A 24,847-nucleotide genomic window follows, 5' to 3' on the forward strand; every position below is an offset into this window, starting at 1 on the left:
TACTTCTTACTTCGCCTGACGCTTCTGATGCTCGCTGGCGGCTTTCACAAAGCCAGCAAACAGCGGATGGCCATCACGTGGCGTGGAAGTAAATTCCGGATGGAACTGACAGGCCACGAACCACGGATGATTCGGTACCTCAATGATCTCGACCAACTGATCATCACCGGAACGGCCTGCAACACGCAGACCCGCAGCTTCAATCTGTTTCAACAGCATATTGTTGACTTCGTAACGATGGCGATGACGCTCAACAATGATCGGTGCGCCGTACAGCTGACGAACCAGACTATCGTCGCCAAGCTGACACTGCTGCGCGCCCAGACGCATCGTGCCGCCGAGATCGCTCTTCTCAGTACGAACCTCAACGTTGCCTTCTTCGTCACGCCATTCGGTAATCAGCGCCACAACCGGGTACTTACAGTCTGGCACAAATTCCGTCGAGTTGGCGTTGTCCATACCGGCGACATTACGCGCAAACTCAATCAACGCAACCTGCATACCCAGGCAAATGCCCAGATAAGGAATATTGTTCTCACGCGCATAGCGTGCAGTGGCGATCTTCCCTTCCACACCACGGTAGCCAAAGCCGCCAGGGATCAGGATAGCGTCCAAATCTTTCAGGATTTCGACACCACGCGTTTCAACATCCTGCGAATCGATAAGCTTAATGTTAACGGTCACACGATTTTTCAGGCCACCGTGTTTCAGCGCTTCGATAACGGACTTGTAGGCATCCGGCAGTTCGATGTACTTGCCCACCATGCCGATAGTCACTTCGCCTGCCGGATTCGCTTCTTCATAAATAACCTGTTCCCATTCAGACAGGTTAGCTTCCGGACAGTTCAAGCTGAATCGTTTACAAATATAATCGTCCAGGCCCTGCGATTTCAACAGGCCTGGAATTTTATAAATGGAATCGACATCTTTCATTGAAATAACGGCTTTTTCCGGCACGTTACAGAACAATGCAATTTTTGCGCGCTCATTTGCCGGAACGGTGCGATCGGAACGACAAATCAGGACATCAGGCTGAATACCGATGGACAGCAGTTCTTTCACAGAGTGCTGGGTCGGTTTGGTTTTAACTTCACCCGCGGCGGCCAGGTAAGGCACCAGGGTCAGGTGCATGAACAGCGCGTGTTCACGACCGATATCAACCGCCAGTTGTCGAATCGCTTCAAGGAACGGCAGAGATTCGATATCACCGACGGTGCCACCGATTTCAACCAGGACAACGTCATGGCCTTCGCCGCCTTCCAGCACGCGTTCTTTGATAGCGTTGGTGATGTGCGGGATAACCTGTACGGTCGCCCCCAGATAGTCGCCACGACGCTCTTTGCGCAGAACGTCAGAGTAGATACGACCCGTAGTGAAGTTGTTGCGGCGGCTCATTTTGGTGCGAATGAAACGCTCGTAATGACCCAGGTCCAGGTCGGTTTCAGCGCCGTCTTCAGTAACGAACACTTCCCCGTGTTGGATTGGGCTCATGGTACCCGGATCGACGTTGATATACGGATCCAGTTTCATGATGGTCACGTTGAGGCCACGGGCTTCAAGAATGGCTGCGAGGGAGGCTGCGGCAATGCCTTTACCCAGAGAGGAGACGACCCCGCCGGTCACAAAAATATAGTTCGTTGTCATGCTGAACCTGAGAAGTTAGGGTGAAACGATGGAATAACCAGGACGGGAAAGTAGTATACCCGAACATGACGTACGCCACAAACTTTCATTATCCCTCCTCTTCGTCAGCTCACATTTAACATCGGGAGTGAGAAAATAGCCCCTTTGGGGTAAATGTTTTTGACGCAAATCAAGAGCTTGTTATTTAAAAAATCACACAAAACGCCCTTGACCGCTCAAACTCCTTAGAGATCAATTTCCTGCCGTTTTACCTGCTGCCAGACTTCTTCCATGGTTTCCAGATCAACACCCGTCATTTCCAGGCCCCGTGCCGCCACAATCCGCTCGACCTCACGAAAACGCCGCTCGAACTTTTCGTTGGCTTTTTGCAGGGCGGTCTCCGCTTTGGTGCCTAAGTGACGAGCCATATTGACAGTGGCAAAGAGCAAATCGCCCATTTCCTCTTCCAGTTTAGCCTGGTCGACCACGACCTGCCGCGCCTCGTGCATGACCTCGTCAATCTCTTCGTACACCTTGTCAACCACCGGGCCCAGCGTCGTCCAGTCAAAGCCAACATTCGAACAACGCTTCTGGATTTTCTGTGCCCGCATTAACGCCGGTAAGCTACGCGGAATATCATCAAGGGCAGAATGCTGCGCCTTTTGTGCCCGTTCGCCGGTTTTAATTTGCTCCCAACGAGCCAGCACTTCGCTGCTGTTATGAGCCTGAGCATCGGCAAAAACGTGCGGATGTCGGCGCTCCAGTTTGTCACTGATGGCGGCACAAATGTCATTGAAATCAAAGCGCCCCTCTTCCTGGGCTATCTGCGCGTAAAACACCACCTGGAACAACAGGTCGCCCAGTTCACCGCGTAGATCGTCAAAATCTTCACGAGAAATCGCGTCGAGTACTTCGTAGGTTTCTTCAAGGGTGTAGGGGGCAAGCGTGGCGAAAGTCTGTTCGTTATCCCACGGGCAGCCGGTTTCCGGGTCGCGCAGGCGTTGCATGATGCCAAGCAGGCGGTCAATTTGAGTTTTATTGATGGTGACAGTCATACAGCCTCTTTATCATCTTCACTTTCGCTCATGATAGCGTGTTGCTGGATGACTGCCATCCCCTAATATTATATTCGACAGATTAATAATCCATTCAGGGTGACGAACAAAATAACGCCGTAACGGATCGTTTCGTAATCAGTTAAGTAGTACGCTCGCAAAATACTATTGCCATAGCCGTGATAGCCCACCACATCGTAGTATCCAGTGACAATGTGAACGACACAGGAAAGCGTTGTTACAATAATAAATAAAAACCGACAAAGCGTATTTGAATGAAATTTAATGAAACGATACCACAAATAACAACCAATAAAAACAATTACCCCCATTAAATAATACAACATGACCGGTAACCACGGTTTTGAAAAGAAAATAATATCTTGCTCCATACTTAGTGCCTCAAGTCATTTTCATTATAAGCAGGCATCAATGATAAAACAGTCACTTCATCGCTGATAATCTCAAGCATAAACACAGGTTTTGTCATGCCACTCACCCCCCTAACATAATCTGTCTGGTGTGATTGGATACCAAACAGATTCCATGATCTTTCTCTCGGCGTAGGGATCCTTCTGGCCATACCATATCCTGATAGGACAAGATCTATTGTACTATATGCAATATCCCCTTGATTCTTGTCATAACCGGCCTTATTTGCTGCATAATAGTATGCTTCTCTGAGTGGACCTGAGGCCTCTTCATAAACTACAAGATAATACCCGTTCTCATAGATATTGTTCAGGCCTTGCAGAATCATTGCAGTACCCGGTACCGTTGCACTTCCACCAGTTGATACACATAGTCCCACACCGGTAGTAACCTGGCCTATGCCTGATAAGAATCCTATTATTTTGGTGTATAGCTTATATAACTCTGCGGCTCTTTTGTTTTTGTACTCCTGTTCAGCCATCCATCGTGAATAAATTTTATTATTCATAATTACCGAGCGCTGATAATTCAGAACGGCAGTTTTGTATTTTAATATTTCCTCCCCTCCCAACCATGATAGGCAATGCATCTGAATTTCAGTCTCGATCTGCCTAACCACATCAATAACTCGACTAAAGTAATCTGATTGTTTAAAGTAAAAAGGTTCTGTCATCCACAGACGCTGTGCTACAGACATGAATTCATTTTTCTGAATCTCAAACTCTTGTTTTGATCCATAAATCATAAGTGCCTCTGCTGCGGCTAAATAACATTTAAATGTTTTAAACAAAATACCGTAGAGAGTTTACTGCGCAAAAAGGGAACTTTGGGCAATCAGATAAAAATTCGGAAATGTGCCCACTTAAAAGGAGAGGCCACCAAAAAAACTTCAGTGGCCTCTGATTTATTAATTGCCGTGCAAACGACGAGCGTCAATCACATCGGGGACCTGATTCAGCTTGCTGAGCACGCGTCCCAGTACCTGCAGGTTATAGATTTCAATCGTCATGTCGATGGTGGCAAGCTGCTGTTTGGTATCGCTGCGGCTGGCAACGCCAAGCACGTTGACCTTCTCGTTCGCCAGAATCGTCGTGATATCACGCAGTAAGCCGCTGCGATCGTTGGCCTGTACGCGCACCACCAGCGAGTATCCCGCCGAGTAACTTTCGCCCCAGACGGCCTCCACGAGGCGCTCCGGCGCATGCGCGCGCAGTTCGACCAACTGCTCACAGTCTGCCCGATGGACGGAAATCCCGCGCCCCTGGGTGATGAACCCGACAATCTCATCGCCCGGAATCGGCTGGCAGCAACGGGCAATGTGATGCATCAGGTTGCCGACCCCTTCCACAACAACGCGACCATCATCTTTACGGCGGTTCTGCGGGGAATGCGTTTTCTGCTGAAGCTGTTTCAGCGCGGCGGCATCCTCTTCGGCGGCGCTCGGTTTGTTGAACTGCGATTGCAGGAAATTCACCATCTGATTCAGACGGATATCTCCACCGCCAATCGCCGCCAGCAACTCCTCCAGTTCGTTAAAGTTGTAGCGCGGCAGCAGGTGCTTTTCCGCTTCTTTCAGACTGATACCGAGATGCGACAGCTCATCATCCAGAATCTGCCGTCCGGCGAGGATGTTCTTGTCCCGATCCTGTTTACGGAACCAGGCGTGAATTTTCGAGCGCCCACGGCTGGTCGTCACATAGCCCAGATTCGGGTTCAGCCAGTCACGACTGGGGTTTGGCTGTTTCTGGGTGATAATTTCGATCTGATCGCCCATCTGCAACTGATAGGTGAACGGTACGATGCGCCCACCGATTTTCGCCCCGATGCAACGATGCCCTACGTCACTGTGAATGTGATACGCAAAATCGAGCGGCGTGGAGCCGGCGGGCAGATCCACCACATCGCCTTTCGGTGTAAAGACGTAGACCCGGTCGTCAAAAACCTGACTGCGTACTTCGTCGAGCATCTCGCCGGAGTCCGCCATCTCTTCCTGCCAGGCGATCAGCTTACGCAGCCAGGCAATGCGGTCCTCATGACCAGAACGCGCTCCGCCCGCGACCGCGCCTTCTTTGTACTTCCAGTGCGCGGCAACGCCCAGTTCGGCGTCCTCGTGCATCTGCTTAGTGCGAATCTGGATCTCAACCGTTTTGCCGCCCGGCCCCAATACCACGGTATGAATCGACTGATAGCCATTCGGTTTCGGGTTGGCAACGTAGTCGTCAAACTCATCCGGCAGATGGCGATAGTGGGTGTGCACAATCCCCAGCGCAGCGTAGCAGTCCTGCAAACGCTCGGCGACAATACGTACGGCGCGGACATCAAACAGCTCATCAAACGCCAGATGCTTTTTCTGCATTTTTCGCCAGATGCTGTAGATGTGTTTCGGGCGTCCGTACACTTCCGCCTTCACGCCTTCGGTTTTCATTTCCGATCGCAGATGACCGACGAACTCTTCGATGTAATGCTCCCTGTCGATACGTCGTTCGTGCAGCAGTTTGGCAATGCGTTTGTACTCGGCAGGATGCAGATAGCGGAAGCAATAATCTTCCAGTTCCCATTTCAACTGGCCGATACCTAATCGGTTCGCCAGCGGAGCGTAGATGTTGGTGCACTCTTTCGCCGCCAGTACGCGTTCATCTTCCGGCGCGTCTTTCACCTCGCGCAGATGGGCAATGCGTTCGGCGAGTTTAATAACCACGCAGCGGAAGTCGTCGACCATCGCCAGCAGCATCCGCCGCACGTTATCGACCTGCTCTGAGGAGACGGAATCGGTATGGGTCGCTTTCAGTTGGCGAATGGCCGCCATGTCACGCACGCCGTGAATCAGGTTGACGATAGACTTACCTACGCTTTCCTGCAGGGTATCTTCGCTAACGACATTGGCATCTGCCAGAGGGAACAGCAGCGCAGCCCGCAGCGTGTCGATATCCATACTCAGCGTTGAGAGGATTTCCACCATCTCCACGCCACGCCACAGCAGCAGTTCCGCATCCGGATGCCCCTGTGTCTGTTGCAGGCAATACGCCCAGGTTTCGGCTAAGCGTTCACATGACTGCTGGCTGGTGATCCCAAGACTTTCGATCCATTTTTTCGGGTCAAATTCCCCAGCTTTATTTAGATGTGCACTTCTTACCGCAACCATTGTCCTCTCCTTAAGGGGATCTGGCCTGTCGAAGTCGACAAGCCATACCCGTCGTCTTTCACGCTGCATTTTTGTTGGCTTCTGAGTTACTCGTCTCATCCATGAGACTCGCCCTTTCGGGCCGTCGCTCCGCGACGTTCAAATCTGTTCCTGACAGATTTGTCTTTCACCCCAGTCAATTGACTTCCGTAAGTTCCTGGGGACTCTCTCTGTTGCCGCCTCAATGCAACCCGAAATCCTTTGGGTATTAGATTTATTTTTAATGCTCAAACAACACCATTGACTCCAGGTGTCCCGTGTGGGGGAACATGTCGAGCATCGCCAGCCGCTGAATTTGGTATCCTGCGCGTAATAACGCCTCGCTATCACGCGCCAGCGTGGCAGGATTACAGGATACATAAACAATGCGGCCAGGCTGCAATTTTATAATATGTTGCATTACGCCTGCAGCCCCTGCACGCGCAGGGTCGAGCAAGACTTTATCAAAACCGTTTTTGGCCCACGGCTGTCGGGTAACATCCTCTTCAAGATTTTCATGAAAGAATGTCACATTGTGTAATTCATTTTGTTGCGCGTTTTCGCGCCCTTTCTCCACCAGCGCAGGCACGCCTTCCACCCCGACGACGCTTGCCGCCCGGGTCGCCAGCGGGAGCGTGAAATTGCCCATCCCGCAAAAGAGATCCAACACGCGATCGCCTGGCTGTACGTCCAGCCACGCCAGCGCACTGGCCACCATTTTCTGGTTCACCCCTTCATTGACCTGAATAAAATCACGCGGGCTGAAGTTTAAGCGTAGTCCGTTTGACTCATACCAGGGCGTCTGACCAGATACCGTTTCCAGTATCTCGCTTTGCGGCGCCAGATACAGAGACAGTCCCTTTGAATGCGAAAAGCGTTCCAGTTTTTCGTTATCCTGCGCAGTGAGTGGCGCGGTATGGCGCAGTATCATCAGCGTGCCACTGCCCGCCTGCACCAGTTCAACGTGTCCCAGATGGCGTATTCCCTGCAGGCTACTGAGGCATGCCCTGAGTTCGGGCAGCAACGCTTCAAGTTGGGGCACCAAAATAGGGCACTGTCTGATATCGACGATGTCGTTGGACGCCGCCTTGCGAAACCCCATCTGGAACTGCTGGGTTTTCGGCTGGAAGTTGAGACTTAACCGCGCGCGACGACGATAGCCCCACGGCGCATCGGCGATCGCCTCAGTGACATCGTGGTTCATCAGGCGCGACAGCGCGGCGCTTTTACTGCGCTGTTGCAGTTCGATACTGGCATGCTGTTGCTGACAGCCGCCGCAAATGCCAAAGTGTGGACAGCGCGGCGTTACGCGATCCGGACTATCATTCAAACGGCGCTTAACCTGAGCTTTCGCGTACTGTTTTTTATCTTCGGTGATCGCCACGTCCGCACTTTCCTGCGGCAGCAAACCGGGGATAAACAGCGTCTTTCCGTTGTGCCGCGCAACGCCCTGACCAAAAGCATCGAGGTCATTGACGGTAACGGTTATGATCTGGCGCGTCGTCACGCGCCGTTTTGCAGAGTAGAATTGCGCCATCGACGAGATTGTTCTCAATTTAACAGTGTGACCCTAATTGTCCCATAACGGAACTCCATGACCAACTACAGCCTGCGCGCTCGCATGATGATTCTGATCCTGGCCCCAACCGTACTTATTGGTTTACTGCTCAGTATCTTTTTTGTTGTGCATCGCTACCACGACTTGCAGCGTCAACTGGAAGATGCCGGTGCCAGTATCATCGAGCCTCTCGCGGTCTCTACCGAATACGGTATGAACCTGCAAAACCGCGAATCCATCGGCCAACTCATCAGCGTTCTACATCGCCGCCACTCTGATATCGTGCGGGCGATTTCAGTCTACGATGAGGGTAATCACCTCTTCGTCACCTCGAATTTCAATCTCAACCCGTCGGAAATGCAGTTGCCCCCGGGCTCACCGTTTCCGCGCCGACTGAACGTTGAGCGTCATGGTGATATTTTAATCCTGCGAACACCGATCGTTTCGGAAAGTTATTCGCTGGACGAATCCCCAGCCACTGACGCAAAAAACGCGGGTAATATGTTGGGATATGTGGCGCTTGAGCTCGATCTCAAGTCGGTCCGCTTACAACAGTATAAAGAAATCTTCATCTCCTCCGTCATGATGCTGTTCTGTATCGGCATTGCGCTCATCTTTGGCTGGCGTCTGATGCGCGACGTGACGGGGCCGATTCGCAACATGGTCAATACGGTTGACCGTATCCGACGAGGGCAACTCGACAGCCGCGTCGAGGGCTTTATGCTCGGCGAGCTGGATATGTTGAAAAACGGCATTAACTCGATGGCCATGTCGCTCGCCGCCTATCATGAAGAGATGCAGCACAATATCGATCAGGCCACCTCCGATTTGCGTGAAACGCTCGAACAGATGGAGATCCAGAACGTCGAGCTGGACCTGGCGAAAAAACGCGCGCAGGAAGCCGCGCGCATCAAATCTGAGTTTCTGGCCAACATGTCCCATGAGCTACGTACCCCGCTGAATGGCGTGATCGGCTTTACGCGCCTGACGCTGAAAACCGAACTGAATACCACGCAGCGCGATCACCTGAATACCATCGAGCGGTCGGCCAATAATCTGCTGGCGATCATCAATGACGTCCTGGATTTCTCCAAGCTGGAAGCGGGTAAACTCATTCTCGAAAGCATTCCCTTCGCGCTTCGCAATACGCTCGATGAAGTGGTGACGCTGCTGGCGCATTCGTCGCACGACAAAGGGCTGGAGCTGACGCTCAATATTAAGAATGACGTACCGGATAACGTGATTGGCGACCCACTGCGTTTACAGCAGGTGATCACCAATCTGGTCGGCAATGCGATCAAATTCACCGAGAGCGGCAACATCGACATTCTGGTGGAGAAGCGCTCGCTGAGTAACACCAAAGTGCAGATCGAAGTGCAGATCCGCGATACCGGCATCGGCATCCCTGAGCGCGATCAGTCGCGCCTGTTCCAGGCTTTCCGTCAGGCCGATGCCAGTATTTCCCGTCGCCACGGCGGCACCGGGCTGGGACTGGTGATCACGCAAAAACTGGTCAACGAGATGGGAGGGGATATCTCCTTCCACAGTCAGCCGCATCGCGGTTCAACCTTCTGGTTCCATATTAATCTCGATCTGAATCCGAATGTGATCAGCGACGGCCCGGCCACCGCATGCCTGGCCGGTAAACGCATTGCCTACATCGAGCCGAATGCCGCCGCCGCGCAATGCACGCTGGATATTCTCAGCGAAACGCCGCTGGACGTGGTCTACAGCCCAACGTTTTCCGCGCTGACCGTTGAGCATTACGACTTTATGCTGCTCGGCGTTGCCGTCACCTTCAAAGAACCGCTGACGATGCAGCACGAGCGGCTAATACAGGCGACCAAAATGACCGATTTCCTGATGCTGGCGCTGCCGTGCCACGCTCAGGTGAATGCCGAAAAACTCAAGCAGGACGGCGTTGCCAGCTGTCTGCTAAAACCCCTGACCTCTACGCGTCTGCTGCCCGCACTGGTGGATTTGTGTCGTCAAAACCACCACGAAAGCATGCTGACATCAGACGAAAGTAAAATCGCCATGACCGTCATGGCGGTCGATGATAATCCGGCGAACCTGAAGCTGATTGGTGCACTGTTGGACGATCTGGTTCAACACGTTGAGCTGTGTGATAGCGGCCAGCAGGCGGTCGATCGCGCGAAGCAAATGCAGTTTGATCTGATCCTGATGGATATTCAGATGCCGGATATGGATGGCATTCGGGCCTGCGAACTGATCCACCAGCTTCCGCATCAACAGCAAACCCCGGTAATTGCCGTCACGGCGCACGCGATGGCGGGTCAGAAAGAAAAATTACTGAGTGCCGGAATGAATGACTACCTGGCAAAACCGATCGAAGAAGAGAAGCTGTGTAACCTGCTGCAACGCTATAAACCTGGCGCAAGCGCCCCGACGCGCCAGGTCGGTGCAGAAACGATCGAACCGATCTTCAACCCGAACGCCACGCTGGACTGGCAACTGGCGCTGCGCCAGGCCGCCGGGAAACCGGATCTGGCACGGGATATGCTGCAAATGCTGATCGATTTTCTGCCGGAAGTGCGTAATAAAATTGAAGAGCAACTGGTGGGTGAAAACCCGCAAGGCTTAATCGACCTGATTCATAAACTGCATGGCAGTTGCGGCTATAGCGGCGTACCGCGCATGAAAAATCTGTGTCAGTTGCTGGAAAATCAATTACGAGAAGGCACGTCAGAAGAGGATCTGGAACCCGAGTTTCTGGAACTGCTTGACGAGATGGATAACGTAGCGCGTGAAGCGCGCAAATGGCTGTTATAGGCCGGACAGGCATCGCGCCATCCGGTCTGCCGATCGCTTCAGCGTAGCGTCTGTCCCATTTTGAGCGTCGCCGCGACGTTGCGCGCGGTCATGCGCACGTTCTCTGCGGCGCTCTTCAACGCATCGTCCAGCGTACAGATGGTATAAATCACGCTAAATACGGCATCAAGTCCATGCTCATGGACAATGCCGACATCGGCCGTCAGGCTGCCGGCAATACCGATCACCGGTTTGTTGTAGCGTTTCGCCACCTTCGCCACGCCTACCGGAACTTTACCGTGGATAGTCTGGCTGTCGATGCGCCCTTCCCCGGTGATCACCAAATCGGCATCGGCAACGCACTCATCCAGTTGCAGCGCATCGGTGACAATCTCAATCCCGCGCCGCAGTTGCGCACCGCAAAACGCGTACAGCGCCGCCCCCATACCGCCTGCCGCGCCGCCGCCTGCCAGTTCAAGGACATCCACCTCCAGGTCACGGGCAATAATCTGCGCATAATGCGCCAGTGCCGTATCCAGACGATCGATTGTCTCGGCCGTTGCACCTTTCTGTGGGCCAAACACGGCCGACGCCCCCTCTTTTCCGATCAACGGATTGGTCACATCACACGCCACTTCAATACGGCATGCGGCAAGACGCGGATCCAACCGGCTGATATCGATCTGTGCAAGCGCGTCGAGCGCCGCACCGCCCTTACCAATTTCATTCTGTTGAGCATCAAGCAATTTTGCCCCTAACGCCTGCACCATGCCTGCGCCGCCGTCATTGGTCGCACTACCGCCGAGCCCGATAATAATATGGTCTACGCCCGCATCCAGCGCATGACGAATCAACTCCCCGGTTCCCCAGGAGGTTGTCTTTAATGGATCGCGTAACGCGACAGGCACCTGCTCCAGACCGCTGGCCGCCGCCATCTCAATGAAAGCCGTGCGCTCGTCACCGGATAAACCATAAAACGCGGTGACCGGTTCCCCAAGAGGGCCCGTAACATCGACTTCAACAATGCGTCCCGTCGTCGCCTCAACCATGGCTTCGACCGTTCCTTCCCCCCCATCAGCAACCGGAAGTTTTACGTAATCCGCATCGGGCCAGATTTCACGAAAACCTTGCTCAATGGCATTCGCCACCTCGAGAGCACTCAAACTTTCCTTATACGAGTCCGGTGCGATCACTATTTTCATAAGCCGTCCTTACGCATGTTGACTCAGCTAAGCATACACCCGGTTTACAGATAAAAAATAACCGGTCCTTTTGGGACCGGTGTCTATCTTAACGAACCATGCACGGACGTTTGTTATCGAACGTCCAGTTCGGGATCAGATACTGCATCCCCATCGCGTCATCGCGCGCGCCCAACCCATGCTTCTGATACAACTCATGGGCTTTCATCACCTGGTCCATATCCAGCTCAACGCCCAGGCCTGGTTTCGCCGGTACCTGCACCATGCCGCCTTTAATTTCAAACGGCTCTTTAGTCAGGCGTTGGTTGCCCTCCTGCCAGATCCAGTGGGTATCGATCGCCGTGATCTTGCCCGGAGCCGCTGCCGCGACGTGGGTGAACATCGCCAGTGAAACGTCAAAGTGGTTGTTGGAGTGTGAACCCCAGGTCAGACCGAACTCATGGCACATCTGCGCGACGCGTACAGAGCCCTGCATCGTCCAGAAATGCGGGTCAGCCAGCGGAATATCCACCGACTGCAACGATAACGTATGACCCATCTGACGCCAGTCGGTGGCGATCATGTTTGTCGCCGTCGGCAAACCGGTAGCGCGACGGAACTCCGCCATCACCTCACGACCTGAGAAGCCCTGCTCAGCACCGCACGGATCTTCCGCGTAGGCCAGCGAACCCTTCAGGTACTTCCCGATTTTGATCGCTTCATTCAGCGACCATGCGCCGTTGGGATCCAGCGTGACGCGCGCCTGCGGGAAGCGTTTTGCCAGCGCCACAATGGATTCTGCCTCTTCTTCCCCTGCCAGCACGCCGCCTTTCAGTTTGAAGTCGTTGAAACCGTATTTTTCGTATGCGGCTTCAGCCAGACGGACGACCGCATCGGGCGTCATCGCCTCTTCATGACGCAGACGATACCAGTCGCACTTCTCATCGGGCTGGCTCTGATACGGCAACGGCGTGGCGTTGCGGTTACCGACGAAGAACAGATAACCCAGCATTTCCACTTCATTACGCTGTTGACCGTCGCCCAACAGAGAAGCCACGTTAACGCCCAGATGCTGTCCCAACAGATCCAGCAGCGCAGCTTCAATCCCGGTGACGACGTGGATGGTGGTACGCAGGTCAAACGTTTGCAGGCCACGACCGCCTGAGTCACGATCGGCAAAGGTATTGCGTACCGCATTCAGCACGTTTTTGTACTCGCCAAGCCGTTGACCCACCACCAGTGGGATCGCATCTTCCAGCGTCTTACGAATTTTCTCGCCGCCGGGGATTTCACCAACGCCAGTATGACCAGAATTATCTTTGATAATCACAATATTACGCGTAAAGAATGGCGCATGCGCACCGCTCAGGTTCATCAGCATACTGTCGTGTCCCGCAACCGGGATAATCTGCATGGCCGTAACCACTGGGGTGGTAAATTGTGCGTTCATTATTGAGTCCTTATACAAAATCAGTGACGGCCGAAAACGGGACGTTTACGGTCAAAAGTCCAGCCGGGGATCAGGTACTGCATCGGACCTGCGTCATTTCGCGCGCCGCCCGGCAGTTTTTTATAAGCTTCATGTGCCTTCTGCACTTGATCCCAGTCCAGTTCAACACCCAGTCCAGGCGCGTCGGGAACGGCAATTTTTCCGTTTTTAATCTCAAGGGGATTTTTCGTCAGGCGACAATCGCCCTCCTGCCAGATCCAGTGCGTGTCGATGGCAGTCGGTTTACCCGGCGCCGCGGCACCAACGTGGGTAAACATCGCCAGTGAAATATCAAAGTGGTTGTTAGAGTGACAACCCCAGGTCAGCCCCCAGTCGTCGCACAACTGTGCCACCCGCACCGCACCGGAAAGTGTCCAGAAATGCGGATCGGCAAGCGGGATGTCGACAGCATTGAGCATCACCGCATGGCCCATTTCACGCCAGTTGGTGGCGATCATGTTCGTCGCCACCGGCAACCCCGTGGCCCGGCGGAATTCCGCCATCACTTCGCGACCGGAGAATCCCTGCTCTGCGCCGCACGGATCTTCTGCATACGTGAGCACATCGTTCAGCCCTTTACACAGCGTGATGGCCTCATCAAGCAGCCAAGCACCGTTGGGATCAACGGTAATCCGCGCATCCGGAAAACGTTTTTTCAGCGCACGGGCGGTGTCTATCTCTTGCTCGCCAGGCAGCACGCCGCCTTTGAGTTTGAAATCTTTAAAGCCGTAGCGATCCTGTGAGGCTTCCGCCAGGCGAACCACGGCATCGCTGTTCAACGCTTCCTGATGACGCAGGTGATACCAGTCGTGATTGCCCGGGGTGGTCTCCAGATAGGGCAGATCGGTTTTTGTGCGATCGCCGATGTAGAAGAGATATCCGAGCACGGTCACCGCATCGCGCTGTTTGCCAGGCCCCAACAGTTCACAGACCGGTACGTTGAGCGCTTTGCCCAACAGATCAAGCAGGGCTGCTTCCAGCGCGGCTACCGCGTTTACGCGCAGTTCGAAGGTCCATGCGCCGTTGCCAAAGGTATCAAAGTCAGCGGCCTGATTGCCTTTGTGCACCTGCTGAACCACTTTGTTCAGTCGGGCCACTTCCTGACCGAGCACCATCGGGATGGCATCCACCAGCGTCTGGTAGATCACCTCACCGCCCGGTGCTTCACCTACGCCGGTGTTGCCGGCGTTATCGGTGAGGACCACGATGTTGCGGGTAAAGTACGCGTTATGCGCGCCGCCAATATTGAGAAGCATACTGTCATGTCCGGCGACCGGAATGACCTTCATGTCCGTGATAACGGGACTGGATTGTGTCGTCATGATAGTTGTCCTGCGACAGGTTTCAGTTCGATACGTTTAATATCACCCACCAGCACCAGATAGCTCAGTACCGCCACCAGTGCATGCACGCCCACATAGATCAGCGCGCCGTTAAAGGAGCCCGTCGTGCCGACGATATAGCCAATCGCAATGGGCGTTACGATACCGGAGATGTTGCCGAACATGTTGAACAGACCGCCGCTCAGGCCGCTGATCTCTTTCGGTGCGGTATCGGCCATCACCGCCCAGCCCAGCGCTCCGATGCCCTTGCCAAAGAACGCCAGCGCCATGAAACCGATGATCATCCACTCGACGTTAACGTAGTTACAGAACACCATCACCATCGACAACAGCATCCCCATCACGATAGGCGTTTTACGCGCAATGTTCAGCGAGCCGGTCCGACGCATCAGCCAGTCGGAGATAATGCCGCCCAGCACTCCGCCGACAAATCCGCACACGGCCGGAACCGAAGCCACGAAGCCCGCTTTCAGGATCGACATGCCGCGAGCCTGCACCAGATAAACCGGGAACCAGGTGATAAAGAAGTAAGTCAGCGCGTTGATGCAGTACTGGCCGATGTATACGCCGATCATCATGCGGGAACCCAGCAACTGCTTGATCTGCCCCCACCGCACGCTAAACGGCACTTTGACCTTGGTGTCTTTCTGATCCATGTTGATCAGCGCACCGCCTTCTGCAATATATTCCAGCTCTTTTTTGTTCACACCCGGATGCTGGTTTGGTTCGTGGATCACTTTCAGCCAGATAAAGCTGATAACAATCCCGAGGCCGCCCATAAAGAAGAACACGTGCGACCAACCCACTTCATGCGTCAGCCAGCCCATGATCGGGGCGAAAATAACGGTGGCAAAGTACTGTGCAGAGTTGAAGATCGCGACTGCCGTTCCCCTCTCCTGCGCCGGGAACCAGGCCGCAACAATGCGACTGTTGCCGGGGAAGGACGGCGCTTCCGCCAGACCGACGAGGAAGCGCAGGGTAAACAGCGCGACGATAATGCCGAATCCGCTGAAGATATCGACGAAGCCCTGTAACAGGGTAAACATGGACCAGATGAAGATGGACCAGAAGTAAACACGTTTGGAACCAAAACGGTCCAGCAGCCAGCCGCCCGGGATCTGCCCGATAACGTAGGCCCATGAGAACGCAGAGAAAACGTAACCCATACCGACCGGATCCAGACCAATGTCTTTGGCCATCTCCGAACCGGCAATGGATAAAGTGGCGCGGTCGCCATAGTTGAAGGAGGTGACGATAAACAACATCACCACTATCCAGTAGCGAGCATTTGTGCGTTTTTCCGCACTGCTCGCAGCCTGACTTAATGAACTCATTGTTGCACTCCTGAATTTTCGCGTTAGTCACGCTCACTCTGAACAGCACAACTGGTAGGGGATCAGAGGTGACGTTTCGTGTTTTTTTGCAGCTTTTATTAGGTCGTTCGCCTTGCTAACTGCATTTTTTTATAACTGGCAGGAGAAGTATAAAAAGCACCAGGTTCTTGCTCACCGTGCAAGAACCCAACATTTAGACAACGTATCACTTATGTTTATGGCAAAAGCCCAGGGTGATGGAAGCGACTTCACGGAAATGAAAACATATAACGGAAATCGCGCAGGGCTTACGTGGAAAAGGCAGGAGTGTGAAACAGGTCGCTTGACCCTATGAAAACGCCCCTAAAAACCCTTCAATAGCGAAGGCTTTTAGGGGCGTTCGCCCGAGGCTAACACGATTCAGTATTGGGTAGACTAGAGACAGGTCGTTCCCGTGCCTGGCGTCACAAGGGAGTCCCTCCCGGTAGGGGGAGGGTTAACTCTCAGGGTAAGAGTGTGCCCCAATGTTCAACCCAGGGATTGGATTCGCTTTCGGGCTCCGGGTGCTCACTGGCATCAATCAGCAACATTTCCCCCACGCGCTGTGCGCTTTGTTCCTGCAACAGGGCGTCAAACTGTTTACCGCCATTGCAGAAATTGACGTAACTGCTGTCACCCAACGCAATCACGCCGTAACGCAGATTGGGCTGAAAACCCAGTTGGTCTTTGATCCCCTGAAACAGCGGCACAATGCTGTCAGGTAAATCGCCCTGCCCGGTCGTGGAGGTGACCACCAGCGCGATTTTGTCCTGATATTCCTGCCAGTCCGTCAGTTCAGGATCTTCAAAAACAGTCGCTTTGTGCCCCTGTGCCGTCAGGATCGCTTCTGCCTCTTCGGCAACCAGCAGCGCATTGCCATACATCGTCCCGACAAAAATCCCAATTTCCGCCATGCTTAATTACTCCCTGGATGAAGAACTTATGCCTTCATCCTGACCTGCTGGCTCACTTAACTCAACCCTTTCATTCTCAGGGAGAAGTCCCTGCCAGCCAAACTGTGATAGTGCCTGCATCCAGACCGTATCCAGCCCGGCATGAATCGTCAACGATTCACCGGTAAACGGGTGCGTCAGCGAAAGCTGGCTGGCGTGCAGCATCAGCCGGTTGCAGGAAAAATGTTCCGCCGCGCTGCGGTTCTGCCGTAAATCGCCATGCTTGCTGTCGCCAATAATCGGATGGCGCAGGTGCGCCAGATGGCGTCTGAGCTGATGCTTGCGTCCTGTTTGCGGATCCAGTTCCACCAGTCCGTAACGCGTCGTCGGATAACGCCCGGTTGCCACAGGCATTTCAACGGTGGCGAGGCCGCGATAATGGGTCACCGCAGGCTGCGGATCCTTGTTTTCGCGGGCAAACTTATCGGCGATTTTATCCAGCTCTTCCACCAGCGGATAATCGAGTACCGCCTCCTCCATTAGCCATCCGCGGACAATAGCGTGATAGCGTTTTTGGATCTGATGTTGCTCAAACTGCTGTGCGAGGCGGCGCCCGGCTTCGCTGGATAGGCCCATCAGCAGCACGCCGGAGGTTGGTCTGTCGAGGCGATGGGCCGTAAACACGTGCTGACCAATCTGGTCACGTATCGTCTGCATCACCACCACTTTTTCGTCGCGATCCAGCCAACTGCGGTGCACCAGCCAGCCAGAGGGTTTGTTGACCGCAACCAGCCACTCGTCCTGATACAAAATCTCCAGCATCAGGATTCATCTTGCGCAAAAAGCGCATCCAGTGCCTGCAACGCCGCCAGCAGGATTTCACGCTGCGGATGATCGGCGGTCAGCGCCATTTCGTAGTAGGGTGCGACGGCAAACGCCTCTGGCAGCGGCTGCGCGCTGTCCAGTAAAGCATGCATACGAGGGATCAGAACCCATTGCAGCCACTCAATCGGCGCCATCGTATCCATACAAAACGGTTGGGTACTGGAAAACAGGTGGGCTTCGGGTTCATCCATCCGCCAGTGTTGATGCTCACGCAGCAGCGCTTCAAGTGCATGGAGCTGCTGACGCACACGGTCATGAGTCGTCATGAAAGTCACCTCAATGATGAAAAATCTGGCGCGAAGGATACCACCAGTAAAAAAAGAAACAAAAAAAGGGAGCACTGTAAAAACAGTGCTCCCGGTTCGTTTCGCAGCATTCCAGCTACTTTTCGTGCTCCCTGCTCATCCGTGACAACTTTTCCTGTGGTCTTGCGACCTGTTGTTCATCCTGAACATTTGCGTCCTGCACACACCACCCCGATGTGATGACTTCATCCCGAAGCGTCCTGGCCATCCTGACCCACCGACTATCCTGACCGGCTCTCGTTCTCCTTCCTGGAGGTGTCCTTTAACGCGCTCCTGCGTTTTCCTCTTCACTTCATCCTGAAGCCTTTCCCTGTAACACCGTCCTGGTGTGTCCTGCCGAAGTGCCATCATCCTGATGTTCACTTCGTTGTGCGACTCCTTGTCGACGTAGATAGAATCGCCTTTTTCACGCCGTCTTACAAGGTGCTTATAGGCAATGCCTTAAGGAAAATTTCATATGAAAGTTGACAGAAAATGATTAACTTTATGATTTATTAGAATATTAGCGATTTTTGTTTCGCGATGTCTTCCGTTATCACCTGGCGATCTCCTACAGGGCTTGTAAGAGATCTCTCACACACTGATGGGGTAAATGGATTACAGAAGAGGCTTAAGTCGCGTAAGGAAATCCGCAAGAGAAGGCGCCAGAACGGAACGATTACGGGTTCCCAGCGTTTCTTTGATCACTTCACCGGACAGATTGCAGAGTGAAATCACCTCCAGTTCATTGTCCAGCGTGGCAATAAAAAGGGTCGGCGACAGTTTCAAACGTTTCTGCGTCACCAGATGACCAATCAGGTTCTCCTGAACCCGTCTGAAATCATCCGCGCTCCAGGTCTGCAACAGCGTCAGCGTTTCACTGGCCAACTGTGCACGCATGTCCCCGGCAAACTGCGTGGTATAAAATGCATGAAGGGCTGGTTGTATCACAATATCGAAGGCACGTTCAACCGCGTTTACATTCTGTTCACCTTCAAACGGCTGCGGTTGCCAATAAACGGCATCACGGGTTGTAGAAATAATGCACGGAGAAGGCACCCCGTACAGCTCTTCGCTCATGGGCCAGCTTGCGTGTTTTTCGTGCCATTCGTTGCAGTAGCGCGTCGTAAAGTCCTTCAGGGCCAGAGCTGTCTGTTCGTCCACCGGTTTCTCTCTTCATAAAAGCCAGGATACACTTGACGCATAGTGTATCTGGTTTATGACGGTGAAACATGTCTTCTTATGAAAACCATCAGGCTCTTGACGGCCTGACGCTCGGTAAATCAACCGATTACCGGGATCTTTACGACCCCAGCCTGCTACAGGGTGTACCCCGCAGTTTGAATCGCGACCCGCTGGGATTAAAAGCAGGCAGTCTGCCGTTTCACGGTGCCGATATCTGGACGCTGTATGAACTGTCATGGCTGAATGCCAGAGGATTACCGCAGGTGGCGGTAGGCCATGTTGAACTGGATTACACCAGCGTTAATTTGATTGAATCCAAAAGCTTTAAGCTGTACCTGAACAGCTTCAACCAGACGCGGTTTGATTCCTGGGAGGCGGTACAACAGACGCTGGAAAACGATCTGCGCGCCTGTGCCGAAGGGGATGTGACCGTGGCGTTGTACCGTCTCGACGAACTGGAAGGACAACCTGTCGCGCATTTTCACGGCACCTGCATTGATTTTCAAGACATCGACATCGACAACTACCAGTTCACCACTGACTCTCTGCAGTCCGCCGCCAGCGGGGAAAAAGTAGTGGAAGAGACGCTGGTAAGCCATTTGTTGAAATCAAACTGCCTGATCACCCATCAGCCGGACTGGGGCTCCATACAAATTCAGTATCGTGGACGTAAAATTGACAGAGAGAAGTTGCTCCGTTATCTGGTTTCTTTCCGTCATCATAACGAGTTCCACGAACAGTGCGTGGAACGCATTTTCAATGACCTGCTACGCTTCTGCCAGCCAGAGAAACTGAGTGTTTATGCACGCTATACACGCCGTGGAGGTCTGGATATTAATCCATGGCGAAGCAACACCAACTTCGTTCCGGCAACCGGCAGATTAGTTCGACAGTGAATTATTTCACCATTTTGCGCGCCGGATTCCACGCGCAAGGTTGTGAAAGGTCATAAGCCAGGGCTATTGTAATCTACAGGGAATGACGTTTTGCGTCCCATAAGGAGTTTACTTGATTACACATATTAGCCCGCTTGGCTCAATGGACATGTTGTCGCAGCTGGAAGTCGATATGCTTAAACGCACGGCCAGCAGCGATCTGTATCAACTGTTTCGTAACTGTTCGCTTGCCGTTTTAAACTCCGGCAGTCTGACTGACAACAGCAAAGAGCTGCTGTCCCGCTTTGAAAGTTTCGACATTAACGTGCTGCGTCGCGAACGCGGCGTGAAGCTGGAACTGATCAACCCGCCAGAAGATGCATTCGTTGATGGTCGTATCATCCGCGCCCTACAGGCAAACCTGTTTGCTGTACTGCGCGACATTCTGTTTGTTAATGGTCAGATTCATAACGCGGGTCGTTTCCAGCATCTGGATCTCGAAAGCTCCGTGCACATTACTAACCTGGTGTTCTCTATTTTGCGTAATGCCAGAGCGCTGCACGTGGGCGAAGCGCCAAACATGGTTGTCTGCTGGGGCGGCCACTCCATTAATGAAAACGAATACCTGTACGCCCGACGCGTCGGGACGCAGTTAGGTCTGCGCGAGCTGAATATCTGCACCGGTTGCGGACCAGGTGCGATGGAAGCACCCATGAAAGGCGCGGCGGTGGGGCATGCTCAGCAGCGTTATAAAGACAGCCGTTTTATTGGGATGACCGAACCGTCGATTATCGCCGCTGAACCACCGAACCCGCTGGTTAACGAGCTGATCATCATGCCGGACATTGAAAAACGTCTGGAAGCTTTCGTGCGTATCGCCCACGGCATTATCATCTTCCCGGGCGGTGTGGGAACGGCAGAAGAGCTGCTGTATTTGCTGGGGATCCTGATGAACCCGGCGAACAAAGATCAGGTTCTGCCGCTCATCCTGACCGGCCCGAAAGAGAGTGCCGACTACTTCCGCGTGCTGGATGAGTTCATCGTGCATACGCTGGGAGAAGCCGCGCGCTCGCATTACCGCATTATCATTGATGACGCGGCAGAAGTGGCGCGTCTGATGAAAAAAGCGATGCCGCTGGTCAAAGAGAACCGTCGTGACACCGGTGACGCCTACAGCTTCAACTGGTCGATTCGTATCACGCCGGATCTGCAAATGCCGTTCGAACCGTCCCACGAGAACATGGCCAACCTGAAGCTGTATCCCGACCAACCGGTTGAGGTGCTGGCAGCAGACCTGCGTCGCGCCTTCTCCGGGATTGTGGCGGGTAACGTCAAGGAAATGGGCATCCGCGCCATTGAAGAGTTTGGCCCATACAAAATCCATGGCGACAGTGAAATGATGCGTCGCATGGACGATCTCCTGCAAGGTTTTGTCGCGCAGCACCGTATGAAGCTACCCGGCACCGCCTATATCCCCTGCTACGAAATCAGCGCCTGACGCGTAAAGCGTTTCATGAATCGGGAGCGGCTACTGCCTCTCCCGTTTTTTTTATAATTACCAAAGAGATAACGTCTTTACTTTATTAAGGTAGCTAATACATCATACAAAAATTATCGCAACGCAAACGATTACCCACCTAATGCAACCGCGTTTTATCAGTCTAAATTTAACTTAGTCATCATAAACCACCAAAAACAACGCTTTTTACAACGCAACCTCCGCATCTACCTCGCAATACTTTCAGCTGATATGTCGTTAATGCTAGCCTTCGCGCGCGTAAATTCGCTTTGATGTTTTTTTAACAGACTAATGATCCAAACATATCCATGTTAGAAGTGGATTATTGCATTTGGGATCGCGATCACTGATAGATTCATTAGTTAAATGTATCTTTCTGCCCGCAAATTACTACGGTTAAAAATTTTATAAAAATCGTCATTGCAAGAATTTCGTTTTACTGTCAGGAATTTTTTCCTGATTTTTAGCTTCCTCCAGGAGAAACAGATGGAAACCATTCAAACCAGCACGATTGCTTCGACTGAAACACGAAGCGCATGGCGCAAGACTGATACCATGTGGATGCTGGGCCTTTATGGCACGGCTATCGGTGCGGGCGTATTGTTCCTGCCAATCAACGCAGGTGTCGGCGGTATGATCCCGCTGATCATCATGGCAATTATCGCCTTCCCGATGACCTTCTTCGCCCACCGTGGTCTGACTCGCTTCGTGCTGTCCGGCAAAAACCCGGGCGAAGACATTACAGAAGTGGTTGAAGAGCACTTTGGCGTTGGTGCAGGTAAACTGATTACCCTGCTCTACTTCTTCGCGATCTATCCAATTCTGTTGGTTTACAGCGTCGCGATTACCAACACCGTTGAAAGCTTCATGACCCACCAGTTACAAATGACTGCGCCGCCGCGTGCGATTCTGTCGCTGATTCTGATTGTCGGTATGATGACCATCGTCCGCTTCGGTGAGCAGATGATCGTGAAGGCGATGAGTATCCTGGTGTTCCCGTTTGTTGCGGCGCTGATGCTGCTGGCGGTGTACCTGATCCCTCAGTGGAGCGGTGCGGCGCTGGAAACCTTGTCCTTTGACACTGCCGCGTCAACCGGCAACGGCCTGTGGATGACGCTGTGGCTGGCAATTCCGGTGATGGTTTTCTCCTTCAACCACTCTCCGATCATCTCCTCTTTCGCAGTGGCGAAACGTGAAGAATACGGTCAGGGTGCTGAGAAGAAATGTTCCAAAATTCTGGCCTGCGCGCACATCATGATGGTGTTGACCGTTATGTTCTTCGTCTTCAGCTGCGTACTGAGCCTGACGCCGGCAGACCTGGCGGCGGCAAAAGCACAGAACATCTCAATTCTGTCTTACCTGGCGAACCACTTTAACGTCTCGTTCATCGAATGGATGGCGCCAATTATCGCCATTATCGCTATCACTAAATCCTTCCTCGGCCACTACCTGGGCGCGCGTGAAGGCTTTAACGGTATGGTGATTAAGTCGCTGCGCGGTAAAGGCAAATCCATCGAAATCAACAAACTGAACAAAATCACTGCGCTGTTCATGCTGGTTACGACCTGGATTGTCGCCACCCTGAACCCGAGCATCCTCGGTATGATTGAAACCCTGGGCGGTCCAATCATCGCGATGATCCTGTTCCTGATGCCGATGTACGCTATCCAGAAAGTACCTGCAATGCGTAAATACAGCGGTCACATCAGCAACGTGTTCGTTGTCGTGATGGGTCTGATTGCTATCTCCGCGATTTTCTACTCCCTGTTCAGCTAAGTTTTTTAGCGCCGCTTTCGGGCGGCGCTTCCTCCCTGATATAACCGCAATGGATGCCCTATGATTAGCGTATTCGATATTTTCAAAATCGGCATTGGCCCCTCCAGTTCACATACCGTTGGACCAATGAAAGCCGGCAAACATTTCACGGATGACCTGATTGCCCGCAATATTCTGACGGATGTCACCCGCGTCGTGGTGGATGTGTATGGCTCCCTGTCGCTGACGGGTAAAGGCCACCACACTGATATCGCGATTATCATGGGTCTGGCGGGAAATCTGCCGGATACCGTCGACATCGACGCCATCCCGGGCTTTATCCAGGATGTGAACACCCACGGGCGGCTGCTGCTGGCGAATGGGCAGCATGAAGTCGAATTCCCGGTTGATAAGTGCATGAATTTCCATGCTGATAACCTGTCTCTGCACGAGAACGGGATGCGCATTACCGCGCTGGCGGGCGATAACGTTCTCTACAGCCAGACTTACTACTCTATTGGCGGTGGTTTCATCGTTGATGAAGAACATTTCGGTTTACCGAACAGTGCGCCGGTCAACGTACCGTATCCGTACAAATCGGCTGCCGATCTGCAGAAACACTGCCAGGAAACCGGGCTTTCTCTTTCCGGCCTGATGATGCAAAACGAACTGGCATTGCACAGCAAAGAAGAGCTGGAACAGCACTTTGCTAACGTCTGGGACGTGATGCGCGGCGGCATTGAGCGCGGCATCACCACCGAAGGCGTACTGCCAGGAAAACTGCGCGTACCACGCCGTGCTGCGGCGCTGCGTCGTATGCTGGTAAGCAGTGACAAAACCACCACCGATCCGATGGCGGTTGTTGACTGGATCAACATGTTCGCGCTGGCGGTGAATGAAGAGAACGCCGCTGGCGGACGCGTGGTTACCGCACCAACGAACGGTGCCTGCGGTATCGTGCCGGCAGTCCTCGCCTACTACGACAAATTCATCCGCGAAGTGAATGCTAACTCGTTGGCGCGCTATATGCTGGTCGCCAGCGCGATTGGCTCACTGTACAAGATGAATGCCTCCATTTCCGGCGCGGAAGTGGGCTGTCAGGGTGAAGTCGGCGTGGCCTGTTCGATGGCGGCAGCCGGTCTGGCAGAACTGCTGGGCGGCAGTCCGACACAGGTGTGTATTGCAGCGGAAATCGGCATGGAACATAACCTCGGTCTGACCTGCGACCCGGTTGCGGGCCAGGTTCAGGTACCGTGCATCGAGCGTAACGCGATTGCTTCCGTCAAAGCGGTCAACGCGGCGCGTATGGCGCTGCGTCGCACCAGTGAACCGCGCGTCTGCCTCGATAAAGTCATCGAAACCATGTATGAAACCGGCAAAGACATGAACGCCAAGTATCGCGAAACCTCTCGCGGCGGCCTGGCCATGAAGATTGTCACCTGCGATTAAGACCTGCCTGTAGGCCGGATAAGGCGCATGCGCCTTA

At 53.3% G+C, this 24,847-nt stretch carries 19 protein-coding genes; 5 read left to right on the forward strand and 14 right to left on the reverse strand.

Going from position 1 to position 24,847, the window contains the following annotated elements; translation table 11 throughout:
- Positions 1-6: 6 nt before the first annotated feature.
- From pyrG to rlmD, 6 genes are all read right to left on the reverse strand, one after another.
- Positions 7-1,644, reverse strand: a complete 1,638-nt coding sequence (gene pyrG / locus QQZ17_RS00685; RefSeq protein WP_152402445.1) for a glutamine hydrolyzing CTP synthase — start codon at positions 1,642-1,644, stop codon at positions 7-9.
- Positions 1,645-1,868: 224 nt separating this feature from the next.
- Entirely contained in the window at positions 1,869-2,678 is an 810-nt protein-coding gene (mazG, locus tag QQZ17_RS00690; RefSeq protein WP_152402443.1) for a nucleoside triphosphate pyrophosphohydrolase, read from the reverse strand.
- Between the two features lie 68 nt (positions 2,679-2,746).
- On the reverse strand, positions 2,747-3,070 hold the full coding sequence (locus tag QQZ17_RS00695; RefSeq protein WP_152402441.1) for a hypothetical protein: 324 nt from the start codon (positions 3,068-3,070) through the stop codon (positions 2,747-2,749).
- 2 nt (positions 3,071-3,072) lie between these two features.
- A complete protein-coding gene (locus QQZ17_RS00700) occupies positions 3,073-3,900 on the reverse strand; it encodes a DUF4225 domain-containing protein (RefSeq protein WP_152402439.1) in 828 nt (275 codons plus the stop codon).
- 117 nt (positions 3,901-4,017) lie between these two features.
- Positions 4,018-6,252 carry a GTP diphosphokinase gene (relA, locus tag QQZ17_RS00705; RefSeq protein ID WP_152402437.1) on the reverse strand — a complete coding sequence of 745 codons (2,235 nt, stop codon included), beginning with the start codon at positions 6,250-6,252 and terminating at the stop codon, positions 4,018-4,020.
- Positions 6,253-6,511: 259 nt separating this feature from the next.
- Entirely contained in the window at positions 6,512-7,807 is a 1,296-nt protein-coding gene (gene rlmD, locus QQZ17_RS00710) for a 23S rRNA (uracil(1939)-C(5))-methyltransferase RlmD (RefSeq protein ID WP_152402434.1), read from the reverse strand.
- A 57-nt stretch (positions 7,808-7,864) separates the two neighbouring features.
- Here rlmD and barA point away from each other — a divergent pair, with 57 nt between their 5' ends.
- Positions 7,865-10,621: a two-component sensor histidine kinase BarA gene (gene barA / locus QQZ17_RS00715; RefSeq protein ID WP_152402432.1), complete on the forward strand. Its 2,757-nt coding sequence runs from the start codon at positions 7,865-7,867 to the stop codon at positions 10,619-10,621.
- A 38-nt stretch (positions 10,622-10,659) separates the two neighbouring features.
- Here the strand turns inward: barA and QQZ17_RS00720 are convergent, their stop codons facing one another.
- The 8 genes from QQZ17_RS00720 to syd all read right to left on the reverse strand — a co-directional run bounded on the left by QQZ17_RS00720 (position 10,660) and on the right by syd (position 19,191).
- Positions 10,660-11,802, reverse strand: a complete 1,143-nt coding sequence (locus QQZ17_RS00720; protein WP_152402430.1) for a glycerate kinase — start codon at positions 11,800-11,802, stop codon at positions 10,660-10,662.
- Between the two features lie 88 nt (positions 11,803-11,890).
- On the reverse strand, positions 11,891-13,231 hold the full coding sequence (gene gudD, locus QQZ17_RS00725) for a glucarate dehydratase (protein WP_152402428.1): 1,341 nt from the start codon (positions 13,229-13,231) through the stop codon (positions 11,891-11,893).
- Between the two features lie 20 nt (positions 13,232-13,251).
- The gene (locus tag QQZ17_RS00730) at positions 13,252-14,592 is read right to left on the reverse strand and encodes an enolase C-terminal domain-like protein (RefSeq protein ID WP_152402426.1); all 1,341 of its coding nucleotides are present in this window, start codon (positions 14,590-14,592) and stop codon (positions 13,252-13,254) included.
- Positions 14,589-15,947, reverse strand: coding sequence for a galactarate/glucarate/glycerate transporter GudP (gene gudP / locus QQZ17_RS00735; RefSeq protein WP_152402423.1), 1,359 nt, complete (start codon positions 15,945-15,947; stop codon positions 14,589-14,591). The genes QQZ17_RS00730 and gudP overlap by 4 nt, the downstream gene beginning before the upstream one ends.
- Positions 15,948-16,429: 482 nt before the next feature.
- A complete protein-coding gene (locus QQZ17_RS00740; RefSeq protein WP_061075142.1) occupies positions 16,430-16,879 on the reverse strand; it encodes a flavodoxin in 450 nt (149 codons plus the stop codon).
- Positions 16,880-16,885: 6 nt separating this feature from the next.
- The gene (truC, locus tag QQZ17_RS00745) at positions 16,886-17,680 is read right to left on the reverse strand and encodes a tRNA pseudouridine(65) synthase TruC (RefSeq protein ID WP_152402421.1); all 795 of its coding nucleotides are present in this window, start codon (positions 17,678-17,680) and stop codon (positions 16,886-16,888) included.
- Positions 17,680-18,009: a YqcC family protein gene (locus QQZ17_RS00750; protein WP_152402418.1), complete on the reverse strand. Its 330-nt coding sequence runs from the start codon at positions 18,007-18,009 to the stop codon at positions 17,680-17,682. The genes truC and QQZ17_RS00750 overlap by 1 nt, the downstream gene beginning before the upstream one ends.
- A 636-nt stretch (positions 18,010-18,645) precedes the next feature.
- Positions 18,646-19,191, reverse strand: a complete 546-nt coding sequence (gene syd / locus QQZ17_RS00755; protein ID WP_152402416.1) for a SecY-interacting protein — start codon at positions 19,189-19,191, stop codon at positions 18,646-18,648.
- Between the two features lie 68 nt (positions 19,192-19,259).
- Between syd and queF the strand changes: the two genes are divergently transcribed.
- From queF to sdaB, 4 genes are all read left to right on the forward strand, one after another.
- A complete protein-coding gene (gene queF / locus QQZ17_RS00760) occupies positions 19,260-20,108 on the forward strand; it encodes an NADPH-dependent 7-cyano-7-deazaguanine reductase QueF (protein ID WP_152402414.1) in 849 nt (282 codons plus the stop codon).
- 112 nt (positions 20,109-20,220) lie between these two features.
- Positions 20,221-21,585: a nucleotide 5'-monophosphate nucleosidase PpnN gene (ppnN, locus tag QQZ17_RS00765; RefSeq protein ID WP_152402412.1), complete on the forward strand. Its 1,365-nt coding sequence runs from the start codon at positions 20,221-20,223 to the stop codon at positions 21,583-21,585.
- Positions 21,586-22,092: 507 nt separating this feature from the next.
- Positions 22,093-23,382, forward strand: a complete 1,290-nt coding sequence (locus QQZ17_RS00770) for an HAAAP family serine/threonine permease (RefSeq protein ID WP_046486535.1) — start codon at positions 22,093-22,095, stop codon at positions 23,380-23,382.
- A gap of 60 nt (positions 23,383-23,442) precedes the next feature.
- Positions 23,443-24,810, forward strand: a complete 1,368-nt coding sequence (gene sdaB / locus QQZ17_RS00775; protein ID WP_152402410.1) for an L-serine ammonia-lyase II — start codon at positions 23,443-23,445, stop codon at positions 24,808-24,810.
- Positions 24,811-24,847: the final 37 nt, after the last annotated feature.

The organism is Citrobacter sp. T1.2D-1 (assembly GCF_950098555.1).
Taxonomy (GTDB): domain Bacteria; phylum Pseudomonadota; class Gammaproteobacteria; order Enterobacterales; family Enterobacteriaceae; genus Citrobacter_A; species Citrobacter_A telavivensis.

Coding starts and splice junctions, on each gene's coding strand:
- gudP (WP_152402423.1), bottom strand. CDS start 15,947: ATGAGTTCATTAAGTCAGGCTGCGAGCAGTGCGGAAAAACGCACAAAT.
- QQZ17_RS00730 (WP_152402426.1), bottom strand. CDS start 14,592: ATGACGACACAATCCAGTCCCGTTATCACGGACATGAAGGTCATTCCG.
- barA (WP_152402432.1), top strand. CDS start 7,865: ATGACCAACTACAGCCTGCGCGCTCGCATGATGATTCTGATCCTGGCC.
- gudD (WP_152402428.1), bottom strand. CDS start 13,231: ATGAACGCACAATTTACCACCCCAGTGGTTACGGCCATGCAGATTATC.
- pyrG (WP_152402445.1), bottom strand. CDS start 1,644: ATGACAACGAACTATATTTTTGTGACCGGCGGGGTCGTCTCCTCTCTG.
- relA (WP_152402437.1), bottom strand. CDS start 6,252: ATGGTTGCGGTAAGAAGTGCACATCTAAATAAAGCTGGGGAATTTGAC.
- truC (WP_152402421.1), bottom strand. CDS start 17,680: ATGCTGGAGATTTTGTATCAGGACGAGTGGCTGGTTGCGGTCAACAAA.
- sdaB (WP_152402410.1), top strand. CDS start 23,443: ATGATTAGCGTATTCGATATTTTCAAAATCGGCATTGGCCCCTCCAGT.
- queF (WP_152402414.1), top strand. CDS start 19,260: ATGTCTTCTTATGAAAACCATCAGGCTCTTGACGGCCTGACGCTCGGT.
- QQZ17_RS00740 (WP_061075142.1), bottom strand. CDS start 16,879: ATGGCGGAAATTGGGATTTTTGTCGGGACGATGTATGGCAATGCGCTG.
- QQZ17_RS00720 (WP_152402430.1), bottom strand. CDS start 11,802: ATGAAAATAGTGATCGCACCGGACTCGTATAAGGAAAGTTTGAGTGCT.
- QQZ17_RS00695 (WP_152402441.1), bottom strand. CDS start 3,070: ATGGAGCAAGATATTATTTTCTTTTCAAAACCGTGGTTACCGGTCATG.
- rlmD (WP_152402434.1), bottom strand. CDS start 7,807: ATGGCGCAATTCTACTCTGCAAAACGGCGCGTGACGACGCGCCAGATC.
- QQZ17_RS00770 (WP_046486535.1), top strand. CDS start 22,093: ATGGAAACCATTCAAACCAGCACGATTGCTTCGACTGAAACACGAAGC.
- mazG (WP_152402443.1), bottom strand. CDS start 2,678: ATGACTGTCACCATCAATAAAACTCAAATTGACCGCCTGCTTGGCATC.
- QQZ17_RS00750 (WP_152402418.1), bottom strand. CDS start 18,009: ATGACGACTCATGACCGTGTGCGTCAGCAGCTCCATGCACTTGAAGCG.